This window comes from Actinoplanes sp. NPDC051513 (assembly GCF_044454685.1).
Classification (GTDB): Bacteria; Actinomycetota; Actinomycetes; order Mycobacteriales; family Micromonosporaceae; genus Actinoplanes.
Genome location: NZ_JBITDW010000003.1, coordinates 391201 through 412332, shown reverse-complemented (window position 1 = coordinate 412332; position 21132 = coordinate 391201). Strand labels below are relative to the sequence as shown.

The 21132-nt window shown below is 70.7% G+C and carries 18 protein-coding genes and 1 pseudogene; 12 read left to right on the top strand and 7 right to left on the bottom strand.

What is annotated here, in order from left to right; translation table 11 throughout:
* Positions 1–103: 103 nt before the first annotated feature.
* The 3 genes from adh to ACIA5D_RS11915 all read left to right on the top strand — a co-directional run bounded on the left by adh (position 104) and on the right by ACIA5D_RS11915 (position 3068).
* Entirely contained in the window at positions 104–1627 is a 1524-nt protein-coding gene (gene adh, locus ACIA5D_RS11925; protein WP_396029862.1) for an aldehyde dehydrogenase, read from the top strand.
* Positions 1628–1629: 2 nt separating this feature from the next.
* Positions 1630–2004 carry a DUF779 domain-containing protein gene (locus ACIA5D_RS11920; RefSeq protein ID WP_396029861.1) on the top strand — a complete coding sequence of 125 codons (375 nt, stop codon included), beginning with the start codon at positions 1630–1632 and terminating at the stop codon, positions 2002–2004.
* A 239-nt stretch (positions 2005–2243) separates the two neighbouring features.
* On the top strand, positions 2244–3068 hold the full coding sequence (locus tag ACIA5D_RS11915) for a polysaccharide deacetylase family protein (protein WP_396029860.1): 825 nt from the start codon (positions 2244–2246) through the stop codon (positions 3066–3068).
* Positions 3069–3079: 11 nt separating this feature from the next.
* Here ACIA5D_RS11915 and ACIA5D_RS11910 read toward each other — a convergent pair whose 3' ends face one another.
* Positions 3080–3445, bottom strand: a complete 366-nt coding sequence (locus ACIA5D_RS11910) for a DUF3499 domain-containing protein (protein ID WP_396029859.1) — start codon at positions 3443–3445, stop codon at positions 3080–3082.
* 197 nt (positions 3446–3642) lie between these two features.
* Here ACIA5D_RS11910 and ACIA5D_RS11905 point away from each other — a divergent pair, with 197 nt between their 5' ends.
* Positions 3643–4116: a metallopeptidase family protein gene (locus tag ACIA5D_RS11905; RefSeq protein ID WP_396029858.1), complete on the top strand. Its 474-nt coding sequence runs from the start codon at positions 3643–3645 to the stop codon at positions 4114–4116.
* A 1-nt stretch (position 4117) separates the two neighbouring features.
* Here ACIA5D_RS11905 and ACIA5D_RS11900 read toward each other — a convergent pair whose 3' ends face one another.
* From ACIA5D_RS11900 to ACIA5D_RS11890, 3 genes are all read right to left on the bottom strand, one after another.
* Complete coding sequence (locus ACIA5D_RS11900; RefSeq protein WP_015619224.1) at positions 4118–4375, bottom strand: WhiB family transcriptional regulator; 258 nt, start codon at positions 4373–4375, stop codon at positions 4118–4120.
* Between the two features lie 282 nt (positions 4376–4657).
* Positions 4658–7159, bottom strand: coding sequence for a bifunctional FO biosynthesis protein CofGH (locus tag ACIA5D_RS11895; protein ID WP_396030350.1), 2502 nt, complete (start codon positions 7157–7159; stop codon positions 4658–4660).
* 136 nt (positions 7160–7295) lie between these two features.
* Complete coding sequence (locus ACIA5D_RS11890; protein WP_396029857.1) at positions 7296–8273, bottom strand: hypothetical protein; 978 nt, start codon at positions 8271–8273, stop codon at positions 7296–7298.
* 113 nt (positions 8274–8386) lie between these two features.
* Between ACIA5D_RS11890 and cofD the strand changes: the two genes are divergently transcribed.
* The 4 genes and pseudogenes from cofD to ACIA5D_RS11870 all read left to right on the top strand — a co-directional run bounded on the left by cofD (position 8387) and on the right by ACIA5D_RS11870 (position 11428).
* Positions 8387–9343, top strand: coding sequence for a 2-phospho-L-lactate transferase (cofD, locus tag ACIA5D_RS11885; RefSeq protein WP_396029856.1), 957 nt, complete (start codon positions 8387–8389; stop codon positions 9341–9343).
* A 38-nt stretch (positions 9344–9381) separates the two neighbouring features.
* Positions 9382–9981 (top strand): annotated as a pseudogene (locus ACIA5D_RS11880) (coenzyme F420-0:L-glutamate ligase); the annotation flags it as partial.
* Positions 9982–10727: 746 nt separating this feature from the next.
* The gene (locus tag ACIA5D_RS11875; RefSeq protein ID WP_396029855.1) at positions 10728–10871 is read left to right on the top strand and encodes a hypothetical protein; all 144 of its coding nucleotides are present in this window, start codon (positions 10728–10730) and stop codon (positions 10869–10871) included.
* A complete protein-coding gene (locus ACIA5D_RS11870; protein ID WP_396029854.1) occupies positions 10868–11428 on the top strand; it encodes an NUDIX hydrolase in 561 nt (186 codons plus the stop codon). The genes ACIA5D_RS11875 and ACIA5D_RS11870 overlap by 4 nt, the downstream gene beginning before the upstream one ends.
* 117 nt (positions 11429–11545) lie before the next feature.
* Here ACIA5D_RS11870 and ACIA5D_RS11865 read toward each other — a convergent pair whose 3' ends face one another.
* Entirely contained in the window at positions 11546–13771 is a 2226-nt protein-coding gene (locus ACIA5D_RS11865) for a hypothetical protein (protein ID WP_396029853.1), read from the bottom strand.
* Between the two features lie 317 nt (positions 13772–14088).
* Between ACIA5D_RS11865 and ACIA5D_RS11860 the strand changes: the two genes are divergently transcribed.
* Entirely contained in the window at positions 14089–16026 is a 1938-nt protein-coding gene (locus ACIA5D_RS11860; RefSeq protein WP_396029852.1) for an acetoacetate--CoA ligase, read from the top strand.
* Here the strand turns inward: ACIA5D_RS11860 and ACIA5D_RS11855 are convergent.
* Positions 16004–16732, bottom strand: a complete 729-nt coding sequence (locus tag ACIA5D_RS11855; protein WP_396029851.1) for a TIGR03089 family protein — start codon at positions 16730–16732, stop codon at positions 16004–16006. The two genes, ACIA5D_RS11860 and ACIA5D_RS11855, sit on opposite strands and share 23 nt — an antisense overlap.
* A 160-nt stretch (positions 16733–16892) precedes the next feature.
* On the opposite strand from ACIA5D_RS11855, the gene ACIA5D_RS11850 reads away from it, so the two are divergent.
* Both ACIA5D_RS11850 and ACIA5D_RS11845 read left to right on the top strand, forming a co-directional pair.
* Positions 16893–18041, top strand: a complete 1149-nt coding sequence (locus tag ACIA5D_RS11850; RefSeq protein ID WP_396029850.1) for a glycosyltransferase family 4 protein — start codon at positions 16893–16895, stop codon at positions 18039–18041.
* Positions 18042–18060: 19 nt separating this feature from the next.
* Positions 18061–19176, top strand: coding sequence for a mannose-1-phosphate guanylyltransferase (locus ACIA5D_RS11845; RefSeq protein WP_396029849.1), 1116 nt, complete (start codon positions 18061–18063; stop codon positions 19174–19176).
* Here the strand turns inward: ACIA5D_RS11845 and ACIA5D_RS11840 are convergent.
* The gene (locus ACIA5D_RS11840; RefSeq protein WP_396029848.1) at positions 19167–20360 is read right to left on the bottom strand and encodes a M20 family metallopeptidase; all 1194 of its coding nucleotides are present in this window, start codon (positions 20358–20360) and stop codon (positions 19167–19169) included. The genes ACIA5D_RS11845 and ACIA5D_RS11840 overlap by 10 nt on opposite strands.
* Positions 20361–20451: 91 nt before the next feature.
* Here ACIA5D_RS11840 and lexA point away from each other — a divergent pair, with 91 nt between their 5' ends.
* Positions 20452–21075, top strand: a complete 624-nt coding sequence (lexA, locus tag ACIA5D_RS11835) for a transcriptional repressor LexA (RefSeq protein ID WP_396029847.1) — start codon at positions 20452–20454, stop codon at positions 21073–21075.
* The last annotated feature ends 57 nt before the right edge of the window (positions 21076–21132 follow it).

The following is a 21132-nucleotide window of genomic DNA, read 5'->3' as shown; positions in this document are numbered from 1 at the left end:
CGCGAGCCGGAGGCGACGCCGGCCAGCACGGCCTTGCAACCCGGTTGCAACGTCCCGGTAACTAGCTTCGGCGGCACCTATCCCCAAAGGTGCGGAGGCTGCCATGACCACATACTCCCCGCCCGGTTCCGACGGATCGATCGTCAGCTACCAGTCGCGGTACGACAACTACATCGGCGGTGAATACGTCCCGCCGGCCAAGGGGCAGTACTTCGAGAACCCGAGCCCGGTGACCGGCGAGACCTTCACCGAGATCGCCCGCGGCACCGCCGACGACGTGGACAAGGCGCTCGACGCCGCGCACGGCGTGGCCGACGCGTGGGGCCGTACATCGGTGGCCGAGCGCGCCAACATCCTCAACAAGATCGCCGACCGGATGGAGGCGAACCTCGAGAAGCTCGCGGTCGCCGAGGCCTGGGAGAACGGCAAGCCGGTCCGCGAGACGCTCGCCGCCGACCTGCCGCTCGCCATCGACCACTTCCGCTACTTCGCCGGCGCGATCCGCGCCCAGGAGGGCACGGTCGGCGAGATCGACGACGACACGATCGCCTACCACTTCCACGAGCCGCTCGGCGTGGTCGCCCAGATCATCCCGTGGAACTTCCCGATCCTGATGGCGACCTGGAAGCTGGCGCCCGCTCTCGCGGCCGGCAACGCGGTCGTGCTCAAGCCGGCCGAGCAGACCCCGGCCTCGATCCACTACCTGACGTCGCTGATCGGCGACCTGCTGCCGGCGGGCGTCCTGAACATCGTGAACGGCTTCGGCGTCGAGGCGGGCAAGCCGCTGGCCAGCTCGAACCGGGTCGCCAAGGTGGCGTTCACCGGCGAGACCACGACCGGCCGCCTGATCATGCAGTACGCCTCGGAGAACCTGATCCCGGTCACGCTGGAGCTCGGCGGCAAGAGCCCGAACATCTTCTTCGAGGACGTCAACCGCGAGGACGACGACTTCTTCGACAAGTCGCTGGAGGGCTTCTCGATGTTCGCGCTCAACCAGGGCGAGGTCTGCACCTGCCCGTCCCGCGCCCTCATCCAGCAGTCGATCTACCAGGACTTCCTGGCGGCGGGCGTGAAGAGGGTGGAGAACCTCAAACAGGGCAACCCGCTGGACACCGACACCCAGGTCGGCGCGCAGGCCTCGAACGACCAGCTCGAGAAGATCCTGTCGTACATGGACATCGGCCGGCAGGAGGGGGCCAAGGTGCTCACCGGCGGCGCGCGGGCCGACCTCGGCGGCAACCTGTCGGGCGGCTACTACGTGCAGCCGACGATCTTCGAGGGCAACAACGCCATGCGGATCTTCCAGGAGGAGATCTTCGGGCCGGTCGTGTCGGTGGCCTCGTTCGCCGACTACGCGGACGCCATCAAGATCGCCAACGACACGCTGTACGGCCTCGGCGCCGGCGTGTGGACCCGCGACATCAACCTCGCCTACCGGGCCGGCCGCGCGATCAAGGCCGGGCGGGTCTGGACGAACTCGTACCACCTGTACCCGGCGCACGCCGCGTTCGGTGGCTACAAGCAGTCCGGCATCGGCCGGGAGAACCACAAGATGATGCTGGACCACTACCAGCAGACGAAGAACCTGCTGGTGTCGTACAGCCCGAAGGCGATGGGTTTCTTCTAGAGATGGCCACTCGCGTTGACGTGACTCCCGCGGCCGCCGCCATGATGCGGCGGCTGCGGGGGCAGCACGGTCCGCTGATGTTCCACCAGTCCGGCGGGTGCTGCGACGGCAGCTCGCCGATGTGCTACCTCGAGGGCGAGTTCCGCACCGGCCAGTCCGATGTGCTGCTCGAGTCCCTCAAGATCGACGGGGTGGACGAGCCGATCACGTTCTGGATGTCGTCCTCGCAGTTCGAGCTGTGGAAGCACACCCATCTGACGGTGGACGTGGTCCCGGGCCGCGGCGCCGGCTTCTCGCTGGAAGCGCCCGAGGGCGTACGTTTCCTCATCCGTTCCCGCCTGCTGACCGAAGAAGAGTTGGCGGAGCTTTCGTCCTGAGACCCTTCGGTCCACGATGGCCGATCTCATCCGATCGCGTGGCCCCGTACGTACTCCTCGGCGTGCGGTCATGGCTAGTACGACAAGTCCGAAATATCAGGATTGTTGGATTCCTTTCGCGTGACTTTGGTCCCGAAAGTGTGCCGAGACGCGCATGGCGGCTGGCATTGGAGCGCTCCCGGCAGGCAGTGTCGTGGTTCGAGCCACCGATGGCGCTCGAGCCACCCGGGGAGGGTTTGATGCGGTTGTCGCAACCCAAGAGGCTGGTCCTGTTCGGCATGGCCCTCCTGATGGTCGGACTCGCCGGGCGCGCCTTCGCGGATACGACGCCCGATGCCCGTACGCAAGCCAAACCCGCAGCCTCGGCGCCCAGCGCGACCAAACGCCCGCCGACGCCGAAGCCGAAGCCGTCGTCGTCCACAAAGGCGGTCGCCAAGAAAGTGTCGGCGAAGAAGGGCGCGGGCCCCGGCGGCAGCAAGATGACCACGGGCACGAAGGCCGTGGCGCTCACCTTCGACGACGGGCCCGACCCGGCACAGACGCCGAAGATCCTCAAGCTGCTGGCACAGAACCATGTGCACGCGACGTTCTGCCTGGTCGGACGCAACGTGCAGAAGCACCCGGAGCTGGTACGGCAGATCGTGGCCGGCGGCCACACGCTCTGCAACCACACGTGGAGCCACGACCTCAAGCTCGGCAAGAAGCCGGCCGCGAAGATCAAGGCCGACCTCGCGCGCACCAGCGCGGCGATCCACAAGGCCGCGCCGAAGGCGAAGATCAAGTATTTCCGGGCGCCCGGCGGCAACTTCACGCCCGGCGTCGTCTCGATCGCCAAGTCGATGGGGATGGGCTCGTTGTACTGGAAGGTCGACCCGCGGGACTGGGATCACCCGAAGGGCGAGACGCCGGCGCAACACCGTGCCAAGATCATCTGGCGGGTGGAACACAACACGCATGCCGGCGCGATCGTGCTGTCCCACGACTACGCCCAGCCCGACACGATCACGGCCTACCGGACGCTGCTGCCGTGGCTGAAGAAGCGCTACTCGCTGATCGGGCTGTAGGCCCGTCGGGGTCAGTGGGTCGGGGGGATGACCCTCAGGTGTCCCCGGCGGCCGGTCTGGTGGCCCGGCAGGTCACGCTCGTCGGTGCGCGGCGGCGGGGCGGGCGGCCGGGCGGCCTCTCGGACGGCGTCGGCCAGGGCGACCAGGTCGTCGGTGGTAGGGGGCGGGGGCGCGAAATCGCCGTCGTGCCGCACGAGTTCCCAGCCTCGGGGGGCGGTGAGGCTGCGGGCGTGCGGCTCGCAAAGGTCGTACGTGTGAGGCTCGGCGAACGCCGCCAGGGGGCCGACGACGGCGGTCGAGTCGTTGTAGACGTAGGTCAGGGTGGCGACCGCCTGTCGGGGACAGCCGTTCCGGGAGCAGCGCCGTGGGGACCTCACGGCGGCACGTTATCGCCCCGCGGGCTCGCGTGGGGGGCGATGCCGCGCGACACGCCGACCCGTGGCGCATCACGATTCGGGCATGGCCGCCCGACACGCCAACTCGTTGGGACGAAATACCGGCCAACGCTCTTGCGGACACGCGGCGGAAACATTGCTGCCACCGTGTGCCGCTGCCGGAGGACTAGGCTTGCGGGGTGACCACGAGCCCCGAGCGCCGCCGCAACGACAGGGCGGCGCGCAAAGCCGGTCCCGGACACCCGGCCCGGCGCGATCGGCACGGGCGAGGGCTGCGCGGCCGGCTGGTCCCGGCCACGGTCCCGCTGGCCCGCACCAAGGCCGAGATCTTCGACGACCTGGTGCTCGACACGGTCGAGAGCCTCGAGCGGCGGTACGCCAAAGAGCTGGCCGGCGTCGAGTTCGCGGTGGAAGACGTTCCCCCAGATCTCAACGTCTACGACTCCGACGTGCTCGAGGACGGCGAGGTGCCGCTGGCCCGCTTGCTGCCCGGGCGTCCCGGCCGGCAGGAGCTTCCCCCTCGGATCGTGCTCTACCGTCGGCCGCTGGAATTCCGGGCGATGGACCGCGAAGACCTCGCCGACCTCGTCCACGATGTGATCATCGAGCAGGTAGCCAACCTGCTCGGGGTGGATCCCGACGAGCTCTCCTGAGTTATGCGACCCGCCGCTTGAGCTTGCGGCGCTCACGCTCGGACAGCCCACCCCAGATGCCGAACCGTTCGTCGTGGCCCAGCGCGTACTCGAGGCACTCGGCCTTGACGTCGCAGCGGCCGCAGATCCGCTTCGCCTCCCGCGTCGATCCGCCCTTCTCCGGAAAGAAGGCCTCCGGATCGGTCTGCGAACACAGCGCCCGCTCCTGCCACTCGGGCGCGTCCCCGAGCAGGTCTACCCCTTCAACCTGCGCTTCCATCGGCGTGCCTCCCAAATTCCGCGCCGGCATCGCTGCCGACGCTGACCCCCCACGCACGCGGCGTGTTTTTTGCGAGCCCTGTACCCCTCCTGCCCGCAACCCCACCGAAATTACACGCGTGTAAGACGTGCGTCGTCAAGCCGAACCTGATAAATAGGCCCGTTTCCCCGGCGCGCCTTCGGCGCGTCGTGGTCCCGTTCCTGCCCTATCTCTCAGGGGGCGCACAGGGTTACGCCACTGGGGCGCGTCGCGTCCAATTTAACCCGATTTGTGACTTTGGGGTCAGCGGCGGCCATACACTGTGGTGCGCTCCACAGCGGGCCGGCCGGCCGAGGCCGCGAGCTCCTTCAGCTCCGCGACCGTCCGCGCCGAGCCGTGCTCCGAGCCGGCCATCCGGGAGATCGTCTCCTCCATCAGCGTGCCACCAAGATCATTGCAGCCGCCGTTGACCATCGCCCTCGTGCCCTCGTCACCGAGCTTCACCCAAGAGCACTGAATGTTGTCGATGCGACCGTGCAGCAGGATGCGGGCCATCGCGTGCACGACCCGGTTCTCCCGCCAGGTCGGGCCCGGGCGCGCAATTCCGGCCAGGTAGATCGGGGCGTTGGTGTGGATGAACGGCAGCGCCACGAACTCGGTGAAGCCGCCCGTCCGGTCCTGCAGGCCGGCCAGCACCCGGAAGTGGCCCAGCCACTGGCGCGGGTGGTCGACGTGGCCGTACATCATCGTCGAGCTCGACCGGATGCCCACCTCGTGCGCGGTGCCGACCACCTCGACCCACGTGCTGGTCGGCAGTTTGCCCTTGGTCAGCACCCAGCGGACGTCGTCGTCGAGGATCTCGGCGGCCGTGCCCGGGATCGTGTCCAGCCCCGCCTCGCGCAGCTCGATCAGCCACTCCCGGATCGGCACGCCGGCCTTCGAGGCGCCCGTGACGATCTCCATCGGGGAGTACGCGTGGACGTGCATCCCCGGGACGCGGCTCTTCACGGCGCGCACCAGATCGGCGTACGCGGTCACCGGCATCTTGGGGTCGATGCCGCCCTGCATGCAGACCTCGGAGGCGCCGTCCCGCCAGGCCTGCTCGGCCCGGTCGGCGACCTGGTCGACGGACAGGCGGTAGGCGTCGGCGTCCTGCTCGCGCTGGGCGAACGCGCAGAAGCGGCAGCCGACGTAGCAGACATTGGTGAAGTTGATGTTCCGGTTGACGACGTACGTGATGTCGTCGCCGTTGACCTGTTTGCGCAGGTCGTCGGCGATCCTGGTCAGCTCGTCGAGCGCGCTGCCATCGGCGTTGAACAGCGCCATCGCCGCGTCCTCGTGCTGCGGCAGGAGGAGGGCGGCCGGGTTCTCCGATGCGAGCTTGAGGCCGGCGAGGACCTCGGTGGGCGTGCTGGTCGTGGATCCGTCCTTGACGTGGGCGGCAACCTCTTGCCAATCGCCGTAGACGTCGTCGAAGTCGGACCGGCGGTCGCTGGTGCGGCCGGTCGTGTCGATCGTGGCGAACAGGTCGGTGCGGCCACTGCCGTACGCGTCGTCTGGTTCTTGCCAGGGTTTGCCTTCGGGCATGGCGCTTTCGTTCGCCAGCCCGTTCTCGTCCGCGAGAGCGATGACGTGCGCCGCCAGGCGCGGGTCCAGCCAGCCCTCGTTGGCCCGCTTGACGTACTCGGGATAGATGGTGAGGCGCTCACGCAGGACGAACCCGGCATCGGCCGATTTTTCGCGCAACAGCTCGATCTGCGGCCAGGGGCGCTCGGGGTTGACGTGGTCGGGCGTCACCGGCGAGACGCCGCCCCAGTCGTCGATGCCGGCCTTGATGAGGAGCCCGAACTCGGCGTCGATCAGGTTGGGCGGCGCCTGGATGCGGGCGCGCGGGCCCATGATGATGCGGGCCACCGCCACCGTCGTGGCGAGCTCGCGCAACTCGGCGTCGGGCATCCCGCGCATCGCCGTGTCGGGCTTCGCGCGGAAGTTCTGAATGATCACTTCCTGGACGTGGCCGAACTCGCGGGCCGTGCGCCGCATCGCGAAGATGGCGTCGATCCGCTCGGCCCGGGTCTCACCTATCCCGATCAGGATGCCGGTGGTGAACGGGACACCCACCCGGCCGGCGTCGTCGAGCACCCGCAGGCGCACCGCCGGCTCCTTGTCGGGCGAGCCGAAGTGCGGGCCGCCCGGCTCGGACCACAGCCGGGTCGCCGTGGTCTCGAGCATCATGCCCATGCTCGGCGCCACCGGCTTCAGCCGTTGCAGGTCGTCCCAGCTCATCACCCCGGGGTTGAGGTGCGGCAGCAGGCCGGTCTCCTCCAGCACGGCGATCGCGCAGGCGCGGACATAGTCGAGGGTGGAGTCGTAGCCCCGCTCGTCCAGCCACTGCCGGGCCGCCGGCCATCGCTCCTCGGGCCGGTCGCCCAGCGTGAACAGCGCCTCCTTGCAGCCCTGCGCGGCGCCCTGGCGAGCGATCTCGAGGACCTCCTCGCGCTCGAGGAAGGCGGCGGGCAGGCGGTGCGGCACCGTGGCGAACGTGCAGTAGTGACACCGGTCGCGACAGAGCCGGGTCAGCGGGATGAAGACCTTTTTCGAGTACGTCACGACGCCCGGTCGACCGGCCTCGCGCAGGCCCGCGTCCCGGATGCCGGCGGCGATCGCCAGCAGGTCGTCGAGCCGGTCGCCGGTCGCGGCCAGCAGGGCGACCGCCTCGTCGGTGTTGAGCGCCTTGCCGTCGGCGGCGCGGCGTAGCGCCCGGCGGATGCTCGCGTCGGTCGGAACCGGCTCTTCCCCGTCCAACCGCGCCGCCGCCACCCTTGAAGACTCATTCGCTGCAACCACGCAGTGCAGCCTAGGCCGGAAAGTCGCCGGGTGCGCCGGTCGTGCCCGGGCGCGCGCAGTGGCATAGGACACGGCGGCGCCCGGGGCACGCGGGTTACTGGCGGGGCGGGTCCTGGTCGGCGGGACCGAAACCGGGACGTTCGTCGCCCAGCTTCTGGGTACGGTCGTCGGTCTCTTGCTGGGGAACCACCTGGGTGGGCTCGGCCGGGTAATCCATGCCGCCGGCCTGCGTCGATGGCGCCGGCGGGGCCGAGTCCGGGTACGGGGCGAACGGTCCCGGCGGGACCGGCTGAGTGGACGCGGCCGGGTTCGGGATCGGCATGCCCGGCTGGTTCCAGGCGGGGGTGGGCTGGCCGTACACGCCCGGGGCGAAGCCCTGCTGGCCCGGGCCCGGCGGATAGCCGCCGGGCGGCGGCGGGGGCGGGAAGCCCGGCTGGCCCGGCTGACCCGGCTGACCCGGATGGATCGGCTGTCCGGGGGCGGGCTGACCCGGGGGCGGGCCGAAGCCCGGCTGGCCCGGGTAGGCGCCCGGCTGGTTGTAGCCCGGCTGGCCGTACATACCCTGCGGCTGGGGCTGCGGCTTCGGGCGCGGTGTGTAGAACATGTTGCGCCAGATCTGGAAGACGGCGTATGCCGCGACGGCGAACACCGCGAGCCAGGCGACCCGGTCGAGCAGGCCCTCCAGCGCGCTGCGGGCGCCGTTGTGGTCGGCCTCGTTGATCAGGCCGATCAGCACGCCGAAGAAGATGCCGAAGAGCGCCATCAACCCGTACTCGATGACGGCGACCAGCACGATCAGCTGCGCCTTCGGATGCCGCGGCTGCACCAGCAACGACAGCAGCACCGCGGCGAGCGGAAAGCCGATCGTCTCGAGGTTGATGAAGGCGCCGAAGCTGGCCTGGGTGCGGAAGCTGAACTGGCCCTGCCCGTCCGGGATCAGATCGAGGAGTGCCAGGAAGATGAAGACGGCGGCGGCACCGACCAGGGCGTACACCGCGAGGTCGCGGAGCGGGCGAAGGTACTGGCCGGCCGACTTGACCTCGCCCGGCACGGACTGCGGTTGGCTGGTCACGGTTCTCTCCCTGACGTGGCGATTTGTGGTCGGCCCAGCGTAGACCGCCGGCGCATGGGCCACCCGCTACCCGGGGAACGGTTCTGTCATACCGGTGAGAGAGGATGAACGGCATGCGGATCGTGGTCCTCACCGGTGGCATCGGCGGCGCCAAGTTCCTCGTCGGCGTGCGGGCTCATGCCCGGGCGATCGGCGCCGACGTCACGGCGGTCGTCAACGTGGGCGATGACGTGCGCATGCACGGCCTGCAGATCTGCCCCGACCTCGACAGCGTGATGTACACGCTGGGCGGCGCGCACGACCCCGAGCGGGGCTGGGGCCGCGTCGGCGAGACCTGGGTGGTCAAGGAAGAGCTCGCCGCCTACGGCGTCGAGCCGTCGTGGTTCGGCCTGGGCGACAAAGACACCGCCACCCATCTCGTACGCACGCAAATGCTCACCGCCGGCTATCCCCTGTCCCAGGTCACGGCGGCCCTGTGCGAGCGCTGGAAACCAGGGCTCACCATGCTGCCGGCCACCGACGACCGCCTCGAGACGCACGTGGTGGCCGACGTCGACGGCGAGCGCAAGGCGATCCATTTCCAGGAATGGTGGGTCCGCTACCGCGGCGACCTGCCCACCCACCGTTTCGTCTTCGTCGGCGCCGACGCGGCCAAGCCGGCCCCCGGCGTGGTCGAAGCGATCACCGCGGCCGACGTGGTGCTGCTCGCCCCGAGCAACCCGGTCGTCAGCATCGCCCCCATCCTGGCGGTCGACCCGATCCGCGACGCGATCGCCACGGGCCAGGCCCCCGTCATCGGCGTCTCACCGATCATCGGCGAGTCGCCGGTGCGCGGCATGGCCGACAAATGCCTGGCCACGCTGGGCGTCGAGGTGAGCGCCTCCGGCGTCGGCGCGCTGTACGGCGCCCGCAGCGACAACGGCCTGCTGGACGGCTGGCTGGTCGACACCACCGACGCGGGAGCCGAGGTCCCCGGCGTGCCGACCCGGGCCGTGCCCCTCTGGATGACCTCCGAGGAGGCCACGGCCCAGATGGTCGCCGACGCGCTTTCCCTGGCCGGTGTCGCGTGACCACCGCCGACGGCCTCGAGATCCTGCCGGTCCGCGGAATGGGCGACGTCACCCCCGGCGACGACCTGGTCGAGCTGATCGCCACGGCCGCACCCTGGCTGACCGACGGCGACGTCCTGGTCGTGACCAGCAAGATCATCTCAAAGTCCGAGGGCCGCCTGGTCGAGGTCCCCGCCGACGGCCCCGAGCGCGACGCGGCCCGCGCCGCCACGCTGGCCGCCGAGACCCGGCGCGTGGTGGCCCGGCGCGGCCCGACCACCATCGTCCAGACCCACCACGGCTTCGTGATGGCCGCGGCCGGCATCGACGCCTCCAATGTCGACAAGACCCACCTGGTCCTGCTACCCACCGACCCCGACGCCTCGGCCCGCCACCTGCGCGACGGCTTCCGGTCCCGGGGCCTGGACGTGGCGATCATCGTCTCCGACACGATGGGCCGCACCTGGCGCAACGGGCTGACCGACGTCGCCCTGGGCGCCGCCGGCATCGCGCCGTTCCGCGACCACAGAGGCGAGACCGACCCGTACGGCAACGAGCTCCAGATCACCCAGATGGCCGTGATAGACGAGCTGGCCGCCGCCGGCGAGCTGGTCAAGGGCAAGTGCGACCAGGTGCCCGTCGCCGTCGTCAGGGGTTTCTTCCGCCACTCGACAGCCGAGGCGCCCAGCGGCGCGCGCGCCGCAACCCCGCCGCCCGCCCCGCAGGGCACCCACTCGACCGCCCCGGACGACGCCCGCTCCACCGCCCCAACCGCCCCGGACGACGCGCGCGCCACCGCCTCCACCACCTCGGACGACGCGCGCGTGAACGCGCCGCACGACACCCGCTCGACCGCCCCGCACGACACCCGCTCGACCGCGCCGCACGACACCCGCTCGACCGCGCCGCACGACACCCGCTCGACCGCGCCGCACGACACCCGCTCGACCGCGCCGCACGACACCCGCTTGACCGCGCTGGCGGATGCCGACCTGGGCGCCGCCGCGTTGTTGCGTGACGCGGCGAGCGACATGTTCAGCCTGGGAACGGCCGAGGCGCGGGCGGCCGGGCTGCTCGATGCCGCGCTGCTGTCCGAGGGCGGCGAGACCGCGCTGCCCGGCTTCCCGGTCGACGGCGAGGCGGTGCAACGTGCGCTGACCGCGGTCGCCGGCGTGCTGGCTCGCGGCACGGTCGTGACCCCGGCCGAGGTGCTGCCGCACAACGGCGCGACCGCCGCGCTCCACCTGACGACCCGCGACACGACACCGCCCGGCCTGATGCGGTTGGGCGCCGACGCCCACCGGGTGCGGGCCGCACTGGCCGCCGAGGCGATAGCGACGGTCGCGCTCCCCCACGAGGACGGCATCCGGCTCGACCTCTCCGCGCTCACCCCCGACGGCGACCGATGAGCGAGACGTTGGGCGCGGTGCGGGTGCTGCCCGAATGGCAGGCCACCACCGAAGGGCGACGGATGAGCGAGGCGCCGCACGTCGACACGGTGGGAGTGCTGCCCGAATCGCGGGCCACCGCGGAAGAGGGCGACCGATGAGCGAGGCGCTGCACGCGGACGCGGTGTGGGTGCTGTCCGAGTGGCAGGCCACCACCGAGGAAGGCGACCTCGCCCGCAAGCGCGCCCTCGAGTTGCTGGCCGACGGGCCGGTGGCGGTGACCCGCGCGCATCGGGCCGGGCACCTCACGGCCAGCGCCCTGGTCGTGGACGCCGACGGCCGCGTCCTGCTCTGCCTGCACGGCCGCCTGGGCAAATGGATGCAGCTGGGCGGCCACTGCGAGCCCGGCGACCTCACGCTGGCCGAGGCGGCCCTGCGCGAGGCGACCGAGGAGTCGGGCATCGAGGGCCTGACCCTCGACCCGAACCCGATCGATGTGGATGTCCACGACGTCCGCTGCGGCGCCGGCGACGGCACGCCCGCGAGCGCTTCGACGCACTACGACGTGCGCTTCCTGGTCCAGGCCCCGGCCGGCGCCACCGAACAGATCAGCGAGGAGTCCTCGGCGCTGGGCTGGTTCCGGCCCGACGCGCTTCCGTCACCGCTGGCATCCGCCACGGTCCGGCAGATCCCGCCGGCCCTGTCTCGCCTGGGCTGACCAGCGCGGGTCCGGCTGGGGGTGCGCTGCAACTCATCATGTCGTGAGGCGCCCGCCCAGGAGGCGCCCTGTCGTTGTCGCGGGAGCGGCACTGGGTGGGATGCCCGGCCGGGGGTCTCAGTCGTTGTCGTTCGGGCGGCGTTGGGTGGGGATTTCCAGGGCGCGGGTCGGCTCGTCGGCGAGTTCGTCCTGAGGGCGTTCCATATTCATGACGGTCATCGAACGCTTGCCGGGCTCGGTCGCCTCCTCATCGTGGTCGGAGGGGAAGATGATGGGGCTGGTGGGATCCTCGGCGAAGTTCGGCGCCTCGGCGTTGGCGATCGAGCTGGGGATCGGGGCGTCGTGGCGCGGGGCCGGCGGGCGAAACTTGAGCACATCCGTCGTCTCGCCCGGGCGCGACACCAGGGCCGGCCGGATCACCTGGGTCTTCTCCTCATCGACCGTCTTGTCGACCAGGCGGATCACCTGGGTCTCGTCGCCGCCCACGTCCCTGGTGGCCCGGTTGGACAGGTCGCGGGTGCGCTGACCGGGCTCGGCCCCCGGGGAACGCACGGGGAACTGCAACACCTGGGTGGTGTCGCCCGGCGGCCTCGGGAGCTTGATGACCTGGGTCTTCTCCTCCGGATCCGCCGACGGGAACGGCACCACCTGCGTCCGGGACTCGCCCCCGACGGGCAGCTTCAGCACGTCGGCTGAGTCTCCCACCGGGAGGCGCACGACCTGGGTCCGCTCGGCGGCGTCGCCCACCGGAAGACGAACCACCTGGGTCCGCTCGGCCTGGTCCCCCACGGGCAGCCGCACGACCTGGGTGCGCTCGGCGGGATCGCCCACCGGCAGCGGGATGACCTCGGACCTGCCCCCGCCGGCCACGAACGCCACGACGGTCGTGTCGTCCCCGGCATCGGACTCGCCGTCGGCGACGGTCGCCGCATCGGCTTCGGCAACCGCCTCCGCGGCCTCATCCTCGGCCGTTGCCTCGTCGCCGGTCTCCGCCACCGCGTCCGTGACCTCATCCTCAGCCACCGCGACCGGCTCCATGACCTCGTCGTCATCCTCGGTCGGCGGGGCGGGTAGCTCGTTGTCTTCTACCGGGGCGGTCGGCTCCTCGTTCGCGGGCGCCTCCACGGCGACCGTGGGCTCCTCGTCGACCTCGGCAGCCGGGGCGACCGTCGGTTCGTCGCCGTCCACGTCGGCGGCCGGTTCCTCGTCCGCGGGTGCCTCCACGGCGACCGTGGGCTCCTCGTCGACCTCGGCAGCCGGGGCGACCGTCGGTTCGTCGGCATCCACCTCGACGCCCGGTTCCTCATCTGCGTCCGCCTCGATCACCGCGTCCGCCTCGATCACCGCGACCGTCTCGTCGTCAGTGGTCGCCTCGGCCTCGGTGGCCGCCTGGTCGTCGGCGGCCGCCTGGTCGTCAGCGGGCGCCTGGTCGTCAGCGGGCGCCTGGTCGTCAGCGGGCGCCTGGTCGTCAGCGGGCGCCTGGTCGTCAGCGGGCGCCTGGTCGTCGGCGGGCGTCCCATCGTCGGCAGGCCCGGTCACGACGGTTTCCTCGTCCGTTGACGAGACGCCGGCCGAAAGCGCCGCCGCAGTAGGCCACGCGATCGTGAGCGCCTCGTCGAGAGTGGGCCTCGCAGCGCCGGCAGCTGTCATAGCGGGGTTGGGCAGGTCGGCCGTCGTCTCGCCTTCGCCGGGCGACACCACGATCGTCGTCGAGTCGGCCGGTGGGCGGACGGCCGTCGCGTTGGCGGGAGCGGCCGGAAGCAACGTCGTGGGGTCCGCGGAAGCGTTCGGGAGGCGGAGCACGGTGGTGGGGTCGGCGTCGAGGACCGCGAAGTTGCGTGGTGTGCCGATCACCGTGGTCTGGATCGCGGCCAGCGGGGTGCCCTGGGCGGAGGCCGCGCCGCGGGCGCGGCCTATCTGGCCGATCAGAGGCAGGACGGGCGGCTCGTACTTCTCCCAGCGGCGGGCGCTCAACGCCGTACAGATCAAAGGGACCGCAAGCAACGCAGCCACGCCGTAACCGGGGCGTGAGAGATCGAACCCGTCCTTCGCGAGCGACGGTGGCCAGACGGCGGCGTAAGCCGACGGAGACATCAGCGCCCAGCCGGCGATCGCGAGATAGACCACGCCGGCGAGCAGCGGGCCGGCCGGCGAGATCGGGCCGAGCACGAGGATGCCGTAGGCGGCGCCGGCCAGCAGCAACAACAGCAGACCAGTGAGGCTCTCCACGGCGAAACCGTCGCGGCCGCGGGCGGTCAGGTCGCCGGTGAGCCCCACGCCGGCCAGCACCCAGGCGGCCGGCGCCAGGACGAGCGAATACAGGATCGACCTGATGTGGCGCAACGTTTACTCCCCGGGTGGCTCCTGTTCCAGGACGCTACTTGTGCCGGGCAAGTTCCCCGGTACGGGCCGTAACGTAGCCGTCATGACCGACTGCACCAGCTCAAGCGGCATATCGGCTCGGCCGGGTGGGCACAGTTGACGGCCGATCAGCCAAGGTCCATCGAGTAGTCCTGGCGGCCGTCGATGTGGCCGGGCAACCGCGCGCCATCCCGCCTGTGGTGCCGGAAGACATGGACGAGCAGCGCGAGTTCCAGGAGGCTCTGTTCGCCGCGCCGCGATCCAGAAGGCGCGGGCTGAATGATAGTTAAGGTGTGTGCATGACGGGCACAGTGCTGTGGGAACCGCCGGCCGATGTTCGCGAGACCACCCGCATCGGCGACTACCTGCGCTGGCTGCGGGGGCGCGGTCACGACTTCGCGAGCTACGAGCGCCTGTGGGAGTGGTCCGTCACCGACCTGTCCGGCTTCTGGCAGTCGATCTGGGACTACTTCGAGGTCATCAGCCACGACCCGCCGACGGCCGTGCTCGCCGACGCCGGCATGCCGGGGGCGAAATGGTTTCCGGGCGCGACGCTCAACTATGCCGAGCACGTCCTGCGTATGCCCGGCCGGGACGACGAGGACACGGTCGTCATCGCGTACTCGCAAAGTCGCGAGCCGATCAGGCTGAGCGCGCGGCAGTTGCGCGACCAGGTGCGGCGCGTGCGTGCCGGGCTGAAGGCCCGCGGGATCGGCAAGGGTGACCGGGTTGCCGCCTATGCCCCGAACATTCCCGAGACCTACGTGCTGATGCTCGCCACCACCAGCCTCGGGGCGATCTTCTCGTCGTGCGCGCCGGAGTTCGGCAGCCGCAGCGTGATCGACCGGTGGAGCCAGATCGAGCCCAAGGTGCTGGTCGCGGTCGACGGCTACCGATACGGCGACAAGGCGGTCTCGCGCGCGGCGGAGGTCGAGGCGATCACGTCGGCCATTCCCTCGATCGAGCACGTCATCGCGATCGGCTACCTCGACCCGGCAAAAGACGATTTCTCTGATCTGTACGGGGATGAGCCGCTCGCCTTCGAGCCGGTGCCGTTCGACCACCCGCTCTACGTGCTCTACAGCTCGGGCACGACCGGCCTGCCGAAGCCGATCGTGCACGGCCACGGCGGCATCCTCCTCGAGCACCTCAAAATCCTGGCGCTGCACCACGACCTAGGCCCGAAGGACAAATTCTTCTGGTTCACCACGACCGGCTGGATGATGTGGAACTTCCTGGTCAGCGGCCCGGCCGTAGGGGCCTCGATCGTCATGTTCGACGGCAACCCGGGCTTTCCGGATTTGTCGGCTTTGTGGGATCTGATCGATGAAGCCGGCATTTCGTACTTCGGCACGAGCGCGCCTTTCCTCATGGCCTGCCGCAAAGCGGGGCTGCGCCCGGACAAGCCGACCCTCAAGGCGATCGGGTCGACCGGCGCGCCCCTGCCGCCCGAAGGCTTCGACTGGGTCTACGAGACAGTGGGCACGCAACTGCAATTGCAGTCGCTTTCCGGGGGTACGGACGTGTGCACCGGCTTCGTCGGCGCCAGCCCTCTGCACCCGGTGCGCGAGGGCGTGATCGCCTGCCGCTGCCTGGGCGCCCGGGTCGAGGCGTACGACCCGGCCGGCAACCCGGTCATCGACCAGCTCGGCGAACTGGTGATCACCGCGCCGATGCCGAGCATGCCGGTCGGCTTCTGGAACGACCCCGACGGCAAGCGCTACCGCGAGGCCTACTTCGACGTCTTCCCCGGCGTCTGGCGGCACGGCGACTGGATCACGATCGGCCCCGACGGCAGCTGTGTGATCACCGGCCGCTCCGACGCGACCCTGAACCGCGGCGGCGTCCGCCTGGGCACGGCCGAGTTCTACTCGGTGGTCGAGGCTCTGCCCGACATCGTCGACTCGGTCGTGGTGCACCTCGAGCAGGACGACAACCCGAACGGCGAGCTGCTGCTGTTCGTGGTGCTGTCCGACGGCGTCGAGCTGAGCGACGAACTGATCGGCACGATCCGCCGCGAGTTGCGCACCGCCCTGTCGCCGCGCCACATTCCGGACGAGATCCATCAGGTACGCGCGGTGCCCCGCACCCTGTCGGCCAAGAAGCTCGAGGTCCCGGTGAAGCGCATCCTCACCGGCACGCCCGTCGAGTCGGCCGCCGCCAAGGGCGCGCTGGCCAACCCCGATTCGCTCGTGGCCTTCGAAGAGCTCGCGGCTAGGCGGTCAGCACGACCGTGACCTTTTCGGCGGTGGCGCGGGCGTCGAGCTTGGCCTTGTCCAGGTTGGCGCAGAGCACCACCGACGCCCCCACCGCGAGCGGCGCGAAGAGCCAGTCGGCCGGGTCGGGGTAGGCGCGGGTGTCGATCAGCACGCGGTCGCCGGCGGCGATGCCGAGCTCGGCGGCCCGCTCGGTGGCCGTGCGCATCACCGCGAGGTGGCTCAGCTCGACCGGGCCGGCCACAGCGCGGTCGTCGGGCGCGACGGGCGCGCCACGGAAGTGGTCGCCGTAGTTGCGCACTTCTGTCACATAGTCGACAAAACCCGGGGGGACCTCGCGCAGCGGCATGGCGAGCGGGAGCAGCCCCGTCGCGAACCGGTCGGCGGCCGCCCACTGCGCCGACTCTGCACTTTGCGAAGGGGTCGCGAACAGGGCATCCACCGGCCCGGGGCGGCCGGGGAGGCAGACCGCGAGACCCGCCGCCGAGACGCCGAGCGCGATCGCCGCAGTCTGCCAATGCGGCGGAAGCAGCACCGCGACCGTGTCGCCGGCGCCCAGCCCGAGGCCGTCGATCATGAGGTTCGCGGTCTTCGAGACCCAGTTCTCCAAGGTCGCCCCGGACAGCTCGGTGCGGTCGCCGGTGGCGTCGTCGTACCAGGTCAGCAGCGGAGTGGTCGGGTATTGCCGAACCGATGACGCCAACGCCTGCGGGATCGTGTTATGCACCGCCCCCACGATAATCGCGTCACCCTGCGTAACCGCGCCTGAGCGAGCGATGAGTTCCGGGAAACGCTTCGAATCCGGCGGTGTCGCGGTCACATGCCCGATGCATTCCGGGCGTAGGCTTGCCAGTGGTCTGAATTACAACCTCTTTGGGAGTTGCCTCGTGACCGCCGGTCGCCCCCCGCGAGTGCTCGTCGACGCCACCAGCGTCCCCGCTGATCGGGGAGGCGTCGGCAGATACGTCGACGGCCTTCTCGGCGCCCTCGGCAGGCTCGATCCCGACCGGGTCGATCTGGCCGTCGTGGCACAGCGTTCGGATGCGGAGCGTTACAGCCGCATGCTCGGCGACGCCGAAGTGATCGCCGGCCCCGCTGCCGTCGCGCACCGTCCCGCCCGCCTTGCCTGGGAGCAGACCGGTCTGCCGCTGCTCGCCCAGCAGGTCGGCGCCAAGGTGCTGCACTCGCCGTTCTACACGTGCCCGCTGCGAGCCAGCTGCCCGGTGACGGTGACCGTGCACGACGCCACCTTCTTCACCGAGCCCGAGCACTACGACAACACCAAGCGCACCTTCTTCCGCAGCGCGATCAAGACGTCGCTGCGCCGGGCCGCGCGGGTGATCGTGCCGAGCAAGGCGACCCGCGACGAGCTCATCCGGCTGCTCGACGCCGACCCGACCCGCATCGACGTGGCCTATCACGGCGTCGACCAGGCCGCCTTCCACGCTCCCACCGACGAAGAGAAGGCGCGTGTCCGCGCCCGCCTCGGCCTCGGCGACGCGGGCTACGTCGCGTTCCTGGGCGCCAAGGAGCCGCGCAAGAACGTTCCGAACCTGATTCGTGGCTGGGCCCGCGCCGTGGCCGACTGGCCGCACGCGCCGGCGCTGGTGCTCGCCGGCGGCCAGGGCCACGACGACGAGATCGACCGCGCGGTCGCCGAGGTCCCCTCTCACCTGCGCCTGCTGCGCCCGGGCTACTTGCGGTACACCGACCTGCCCGGCTTTCTCGGCGGCGCGCTGGTGGCGTGCTACCCGTCGTTCGGCGAGGGCTTCGGCCTGCCGATCCTCGAGGCGATGGCCTGCGCGACCCCGGTGCTGACCACGCCGCGCCTGTCGCTGCCCGAGGTGGGCGGCGACGCGGTTGCCTACACGACGGAAGATCCCGACCGGATCGCCTCCGACCTGGCCGATCTGCTGCACGACGAGCAGCGCCGGATCACCCTGGCCAAGGCCGGATTCGACCGGGCGAAGGAATTCACCTGGGCTTCGAGCGCGGAAGTGCATGTCACAACCTGGAAACGAGTCGCGACTTCGTGAGCCACTACACTCTGTGCGCATGATTGAGCAACGGGGTGCGCTGTATGGCGTGGTGCTGGCCGGTGGCACCGGAACGCGTCTCTGGCCCCTCTCGCGGGCCGGCCACCCGAAGTTCCTTCACCCGCTGACCGGCACGGACGCGTCCCTGCTGCAGGCCACGGTGGACCGCCTCGACCAGCTGACCAGCTCCGATCGCATCTTCGTGGTGACCGGGGTCGCGCACGCCGCGGCAGTGTCCCGCCAGCTCGCCGACGTCCCGGAAGAGAACGTCCTGGTCGAGCCGTCCCCACGGGACTCCTGCGCCGCGATCGCGCTGGCCGCCGCCGTGATCGCGCGCCGCGACCCCGAGGCGATCATGGGCTCGTTCGCCTCCGACCACCTGATCGCCGACAGGGCGCAGTTCACCGAGGTCATCAAGCAGGCGATGGACGGCGCCCGGCAGGGCCTGCTCATGACGCTGGGCATCACCCCGACCCGCCCCGAGACCGGCTACGGCTACCTCGAATGCGGCGGCGCGATCGGCGACGGCCCGGTGCTGGCGGTCGAGGAATTCAAGGAGAAGCCGTCGTACGACGTGGCCGAGAGCTACGTGAAGTCCGGCAACTACCTGTGGAACGCCGGCATGTTCGTCTGGCGGGCCGACGTCTTCCTGGCCGAGCTCTCCCGCCAGCAGCCGCAGCTCGCGGCCGGTATCTCGCGGATCGCCCAGGCCTGGGACTCCCCGGCCCGCGAGGAGGTGCTCGGCGAGGTCTGGCCGACGCTCCCGCGCATCTCGGTCGACTACGCGGTGATGGAGGGCGCGGCCACTGTCGGCCGGGTCGGCACCGTCCCCGGCGACTTCGGCTGGAACGACGTGGGCGACTTCCACACGCTGGGCGAGGTGCTCGCCTCCGACCAGGCCGGCAACGTCGTGGTCGGCCACACCGACGAGAACAAGCCGGGCGTGCTGCTCCGCGAGACCGAGGGCCTCGTGGTGGTGCCGACGAGCGGCCGGCTGGTGGCCGCGATGGGCGTCCGCGATCTGGTCATCGTGGACACCCCCGACGCGGTGCTGGTCTGCCCCCGCGACCGGGCGCAGGAGGTCAAGCAGCTGGTCGACCAGCTCAGGGACGCGGGCGAGCTCGGCTACATCTGAGACAGCCGCCGGGCGGCCAGCTCGGCGAGCAGCACCGCGCCGAACGGCACGCTGCTGTCGTCGAAGACGGCCCGCGGTGAGTGGTTGATGGCCGCCGTGCCGGAGTCCAGGCCTGGCGGCGTCGCACCGACGTTCAGATAGGCCCCCGGCACCTTCTCCAGCACGAACGCGAAGTCGTCGGAGGCCGCGAGCGGGCGCGGCATGTCGATCGCCAGCTGCGCCCCGACCAGCCCGGCGGCGGCACGCAGCGCGAACGCGACCTCGGCGGCGTCGTTGACGGTGACCGGGTACTGCTCGCGGTAGTCGAGGTCGGCCTGCACGCCGTGCGCGGCCGCGATCCCGCGCACCACCCGCTCGAAGCCCTCGCGAATCGCCCGATGGGTGGCGGCCGAGAAGGAACGGATCGTCGCCGCGAAATGCCCCGAGCCCGGGATGACGTTGCCGGCCGAGCCCGCGTGGATCGAGCCCACCGAGATCACCGCGGGGTCGAAGGCGTCGATCGAACGGGTGACCATGGTCTGCAGCGTGGTGACCATCTCGCACATCGCCACGATCGGGTCGGCGGCCATGTGCGGCATGGAACCGTGTCCGCCCTTCCCGGTGACGGTCACGGTCGCCGCGTCACAGGCCGAGAGGATGGCGCCGGCTCGTGTGGCGACAACGCCTCGCGGGATTCCGGCCGAGGCAACATGCAACGCGTACGCGGCGACGACCCGATCGCCGGCGGCATCCAGCACCCCCTCGCCGACCATCACGCGCGCGCCGCCCGGCCCCTCCTCCCCCGGCTGGAACATGAACACGACATCGCCGGCCAGCTCGTTACGCCGCTCGGCCAGCAGGTGGGCAGCGCCGGCCAGCGCCGCGGTGTGGATGTCGTGGCCGCAGGCGTGCATGCGTCCGGGCTGCCGCGACGCGTACGGAAGATCGGTCTCCTCCTGCACCGGCAGAGCGTCCATGTCGCCGCGCAACAGCACCGCCGGCCCGGGACGGCCGCCGCGTAGCACCGCGGTCACCGAGGTGAGCGCCTTGCCGGTGACGATCTCCAGGGGCAGGCCGTCGAGGGCGGCCAGCACCTTGGCCTGGGTGAGAGGCGTTTCCAGCCCCAGCTCGGGCTCGCGGTGCAGCGCGTGGCGGAGGTCGATCAGGCGGTCGGCCAGGCGCTGGCCGTCATCGAGCGAGAACATGGCGACATTGTGTCGCCTGCTTCGTCGCCCGCGAGGAGGACGTTCGCCGGCGATTAGCACAAATGATCGAGAAATGTAGTATCGTCACGGCATGGCTTCCCCTGCGCCGGAGCTCACCACACGCCAGCGACAGATCCTCACCATGATGCGCGACTGGGTCGACCGGCACGGCTACCCGCCCACCATGCGCGAGATCGGGGCCGCCGTGGGCCTCGCCTCGCCGTCCTCGGTCGCTCACCAGCTCAAGGTCCTCGAAGAACACGGCCACCTCCGCCGCGACGCGCGCGGCTCGCGGGCCGTCGCGCTGTCGGCCGGCAGATCAGACCCGCCGGGACGAACCGACGACGTCCGCGTCCCGCTCCTCGGCCAGATCGCGGCCGGCACGCCGATCCTCGCCGACCAGCACGTCGAAGACGAACTGACCCTGCCGCAGAGCTTCGTCGGCCGCGGCACGCTCTTCGCCCTCCGCGTCAAGGGCGACTCGATGATCGAGGCTGCCATCTGCGACGGCGACGTGGTCGTGGTCCGCCAGCAGCAGACCGCCGAGAACGGCGACATCGTGGCCGCCATGATCGACGAAGAGGCCACCGTCAAGGTGCTGCGCACCGACGGGCGCAACGTCGACCTGCTCCCCCGCAACCCGGCCTACTCGGTGATCCCCGGCAACAACGCCGTCATTCTCGGCAAGGTGGTGTCCGTGCTGCGCCGCGTCTGACGCAGCCGGCCACAAATCGACCGCTCGGCTACCTCGCCGACCGGTACGGCCCGCGGC

Bases quoted from the DNA above. Each gene is read 5' to 3' on its own strand.
- ACIA5D_RS11840 (WP_396029848.1), bottom strand. From the start codon at position 20,360: ATGTTCTCGCTCGATGACGGCCAGCGCCTGGCCGACCGCCTGATCGAC.
- cofD (WP_396029856.1), top strand. From the start codon at position 8,387: ATGCGGATCGTGGTCCTCACCGGTGGCATCGGCGGCGCCAAGTTCCTC.
- ACIA5D_RS11845 (WP_396029849.1), top strand. From the start codon at position 18,061: ATGATTGAGCAACGGGGTGCGCTGTATGGCGTGGTGCTGGCCGGTGGC.
- ACIA5D_RS11860 (WP_396029852.1), top strand. From the start codon at position 14,089: ATGACGGGCACAGTGCTGTGGGAACCGCCGGCCGATGTTCGCGAGACC.
- ACIA5D_RS11900 (WP_015619224.1), bottom strand. From the start codon at position 4,375: ATGGAAGCGCAGGTTGAAGGGGTAGACCTGCTCGGGGACGCGCCCGAG.
- ACIA5D_RS11915 (WP_396029860.1), top strand. From the start codon at position 2,244: ATGCGGTTGTCGCAACCCAAGAGGCTGGTCCTGTTCGGCATGGCCCTC.
- ACIA5D_RS11875 (WP_396029855.1), top strand. From the start codon at position 10,728: ATGAGCGAGACGTTGGGCGCGGTGCGGGTGCTGCCCGAATGGCAGGCC.
- lexA (WP_396029847.1), top strand. From the start codon at position 20,452: ATGGCTTCCCCTGCGCCGGAGCTCACCACACGCCAGCGACAGATCCTC.
- adh (WP_396029862.1), top strand. From the start codon at position 104: ATGACCACATACTCCCCGCCCGGTTCCGACGGATCGATCGTCAGCTAC.
- ACIA5D_RS11870 (WP_396029854.1), top strand. From the start codon at position 10,868: ATGAGCGAGGCGCTGCACGCGGACGCGGTGTGGGTGCTGTCCGAGTGG.
- ACIA5D_RS11920 (WP_396029861.1), top strand. From the start codon at position 1,630: ATGGCCACTCGCGTTGACGTGACTCCCGCGGCCGCCGCCATGATGCGG.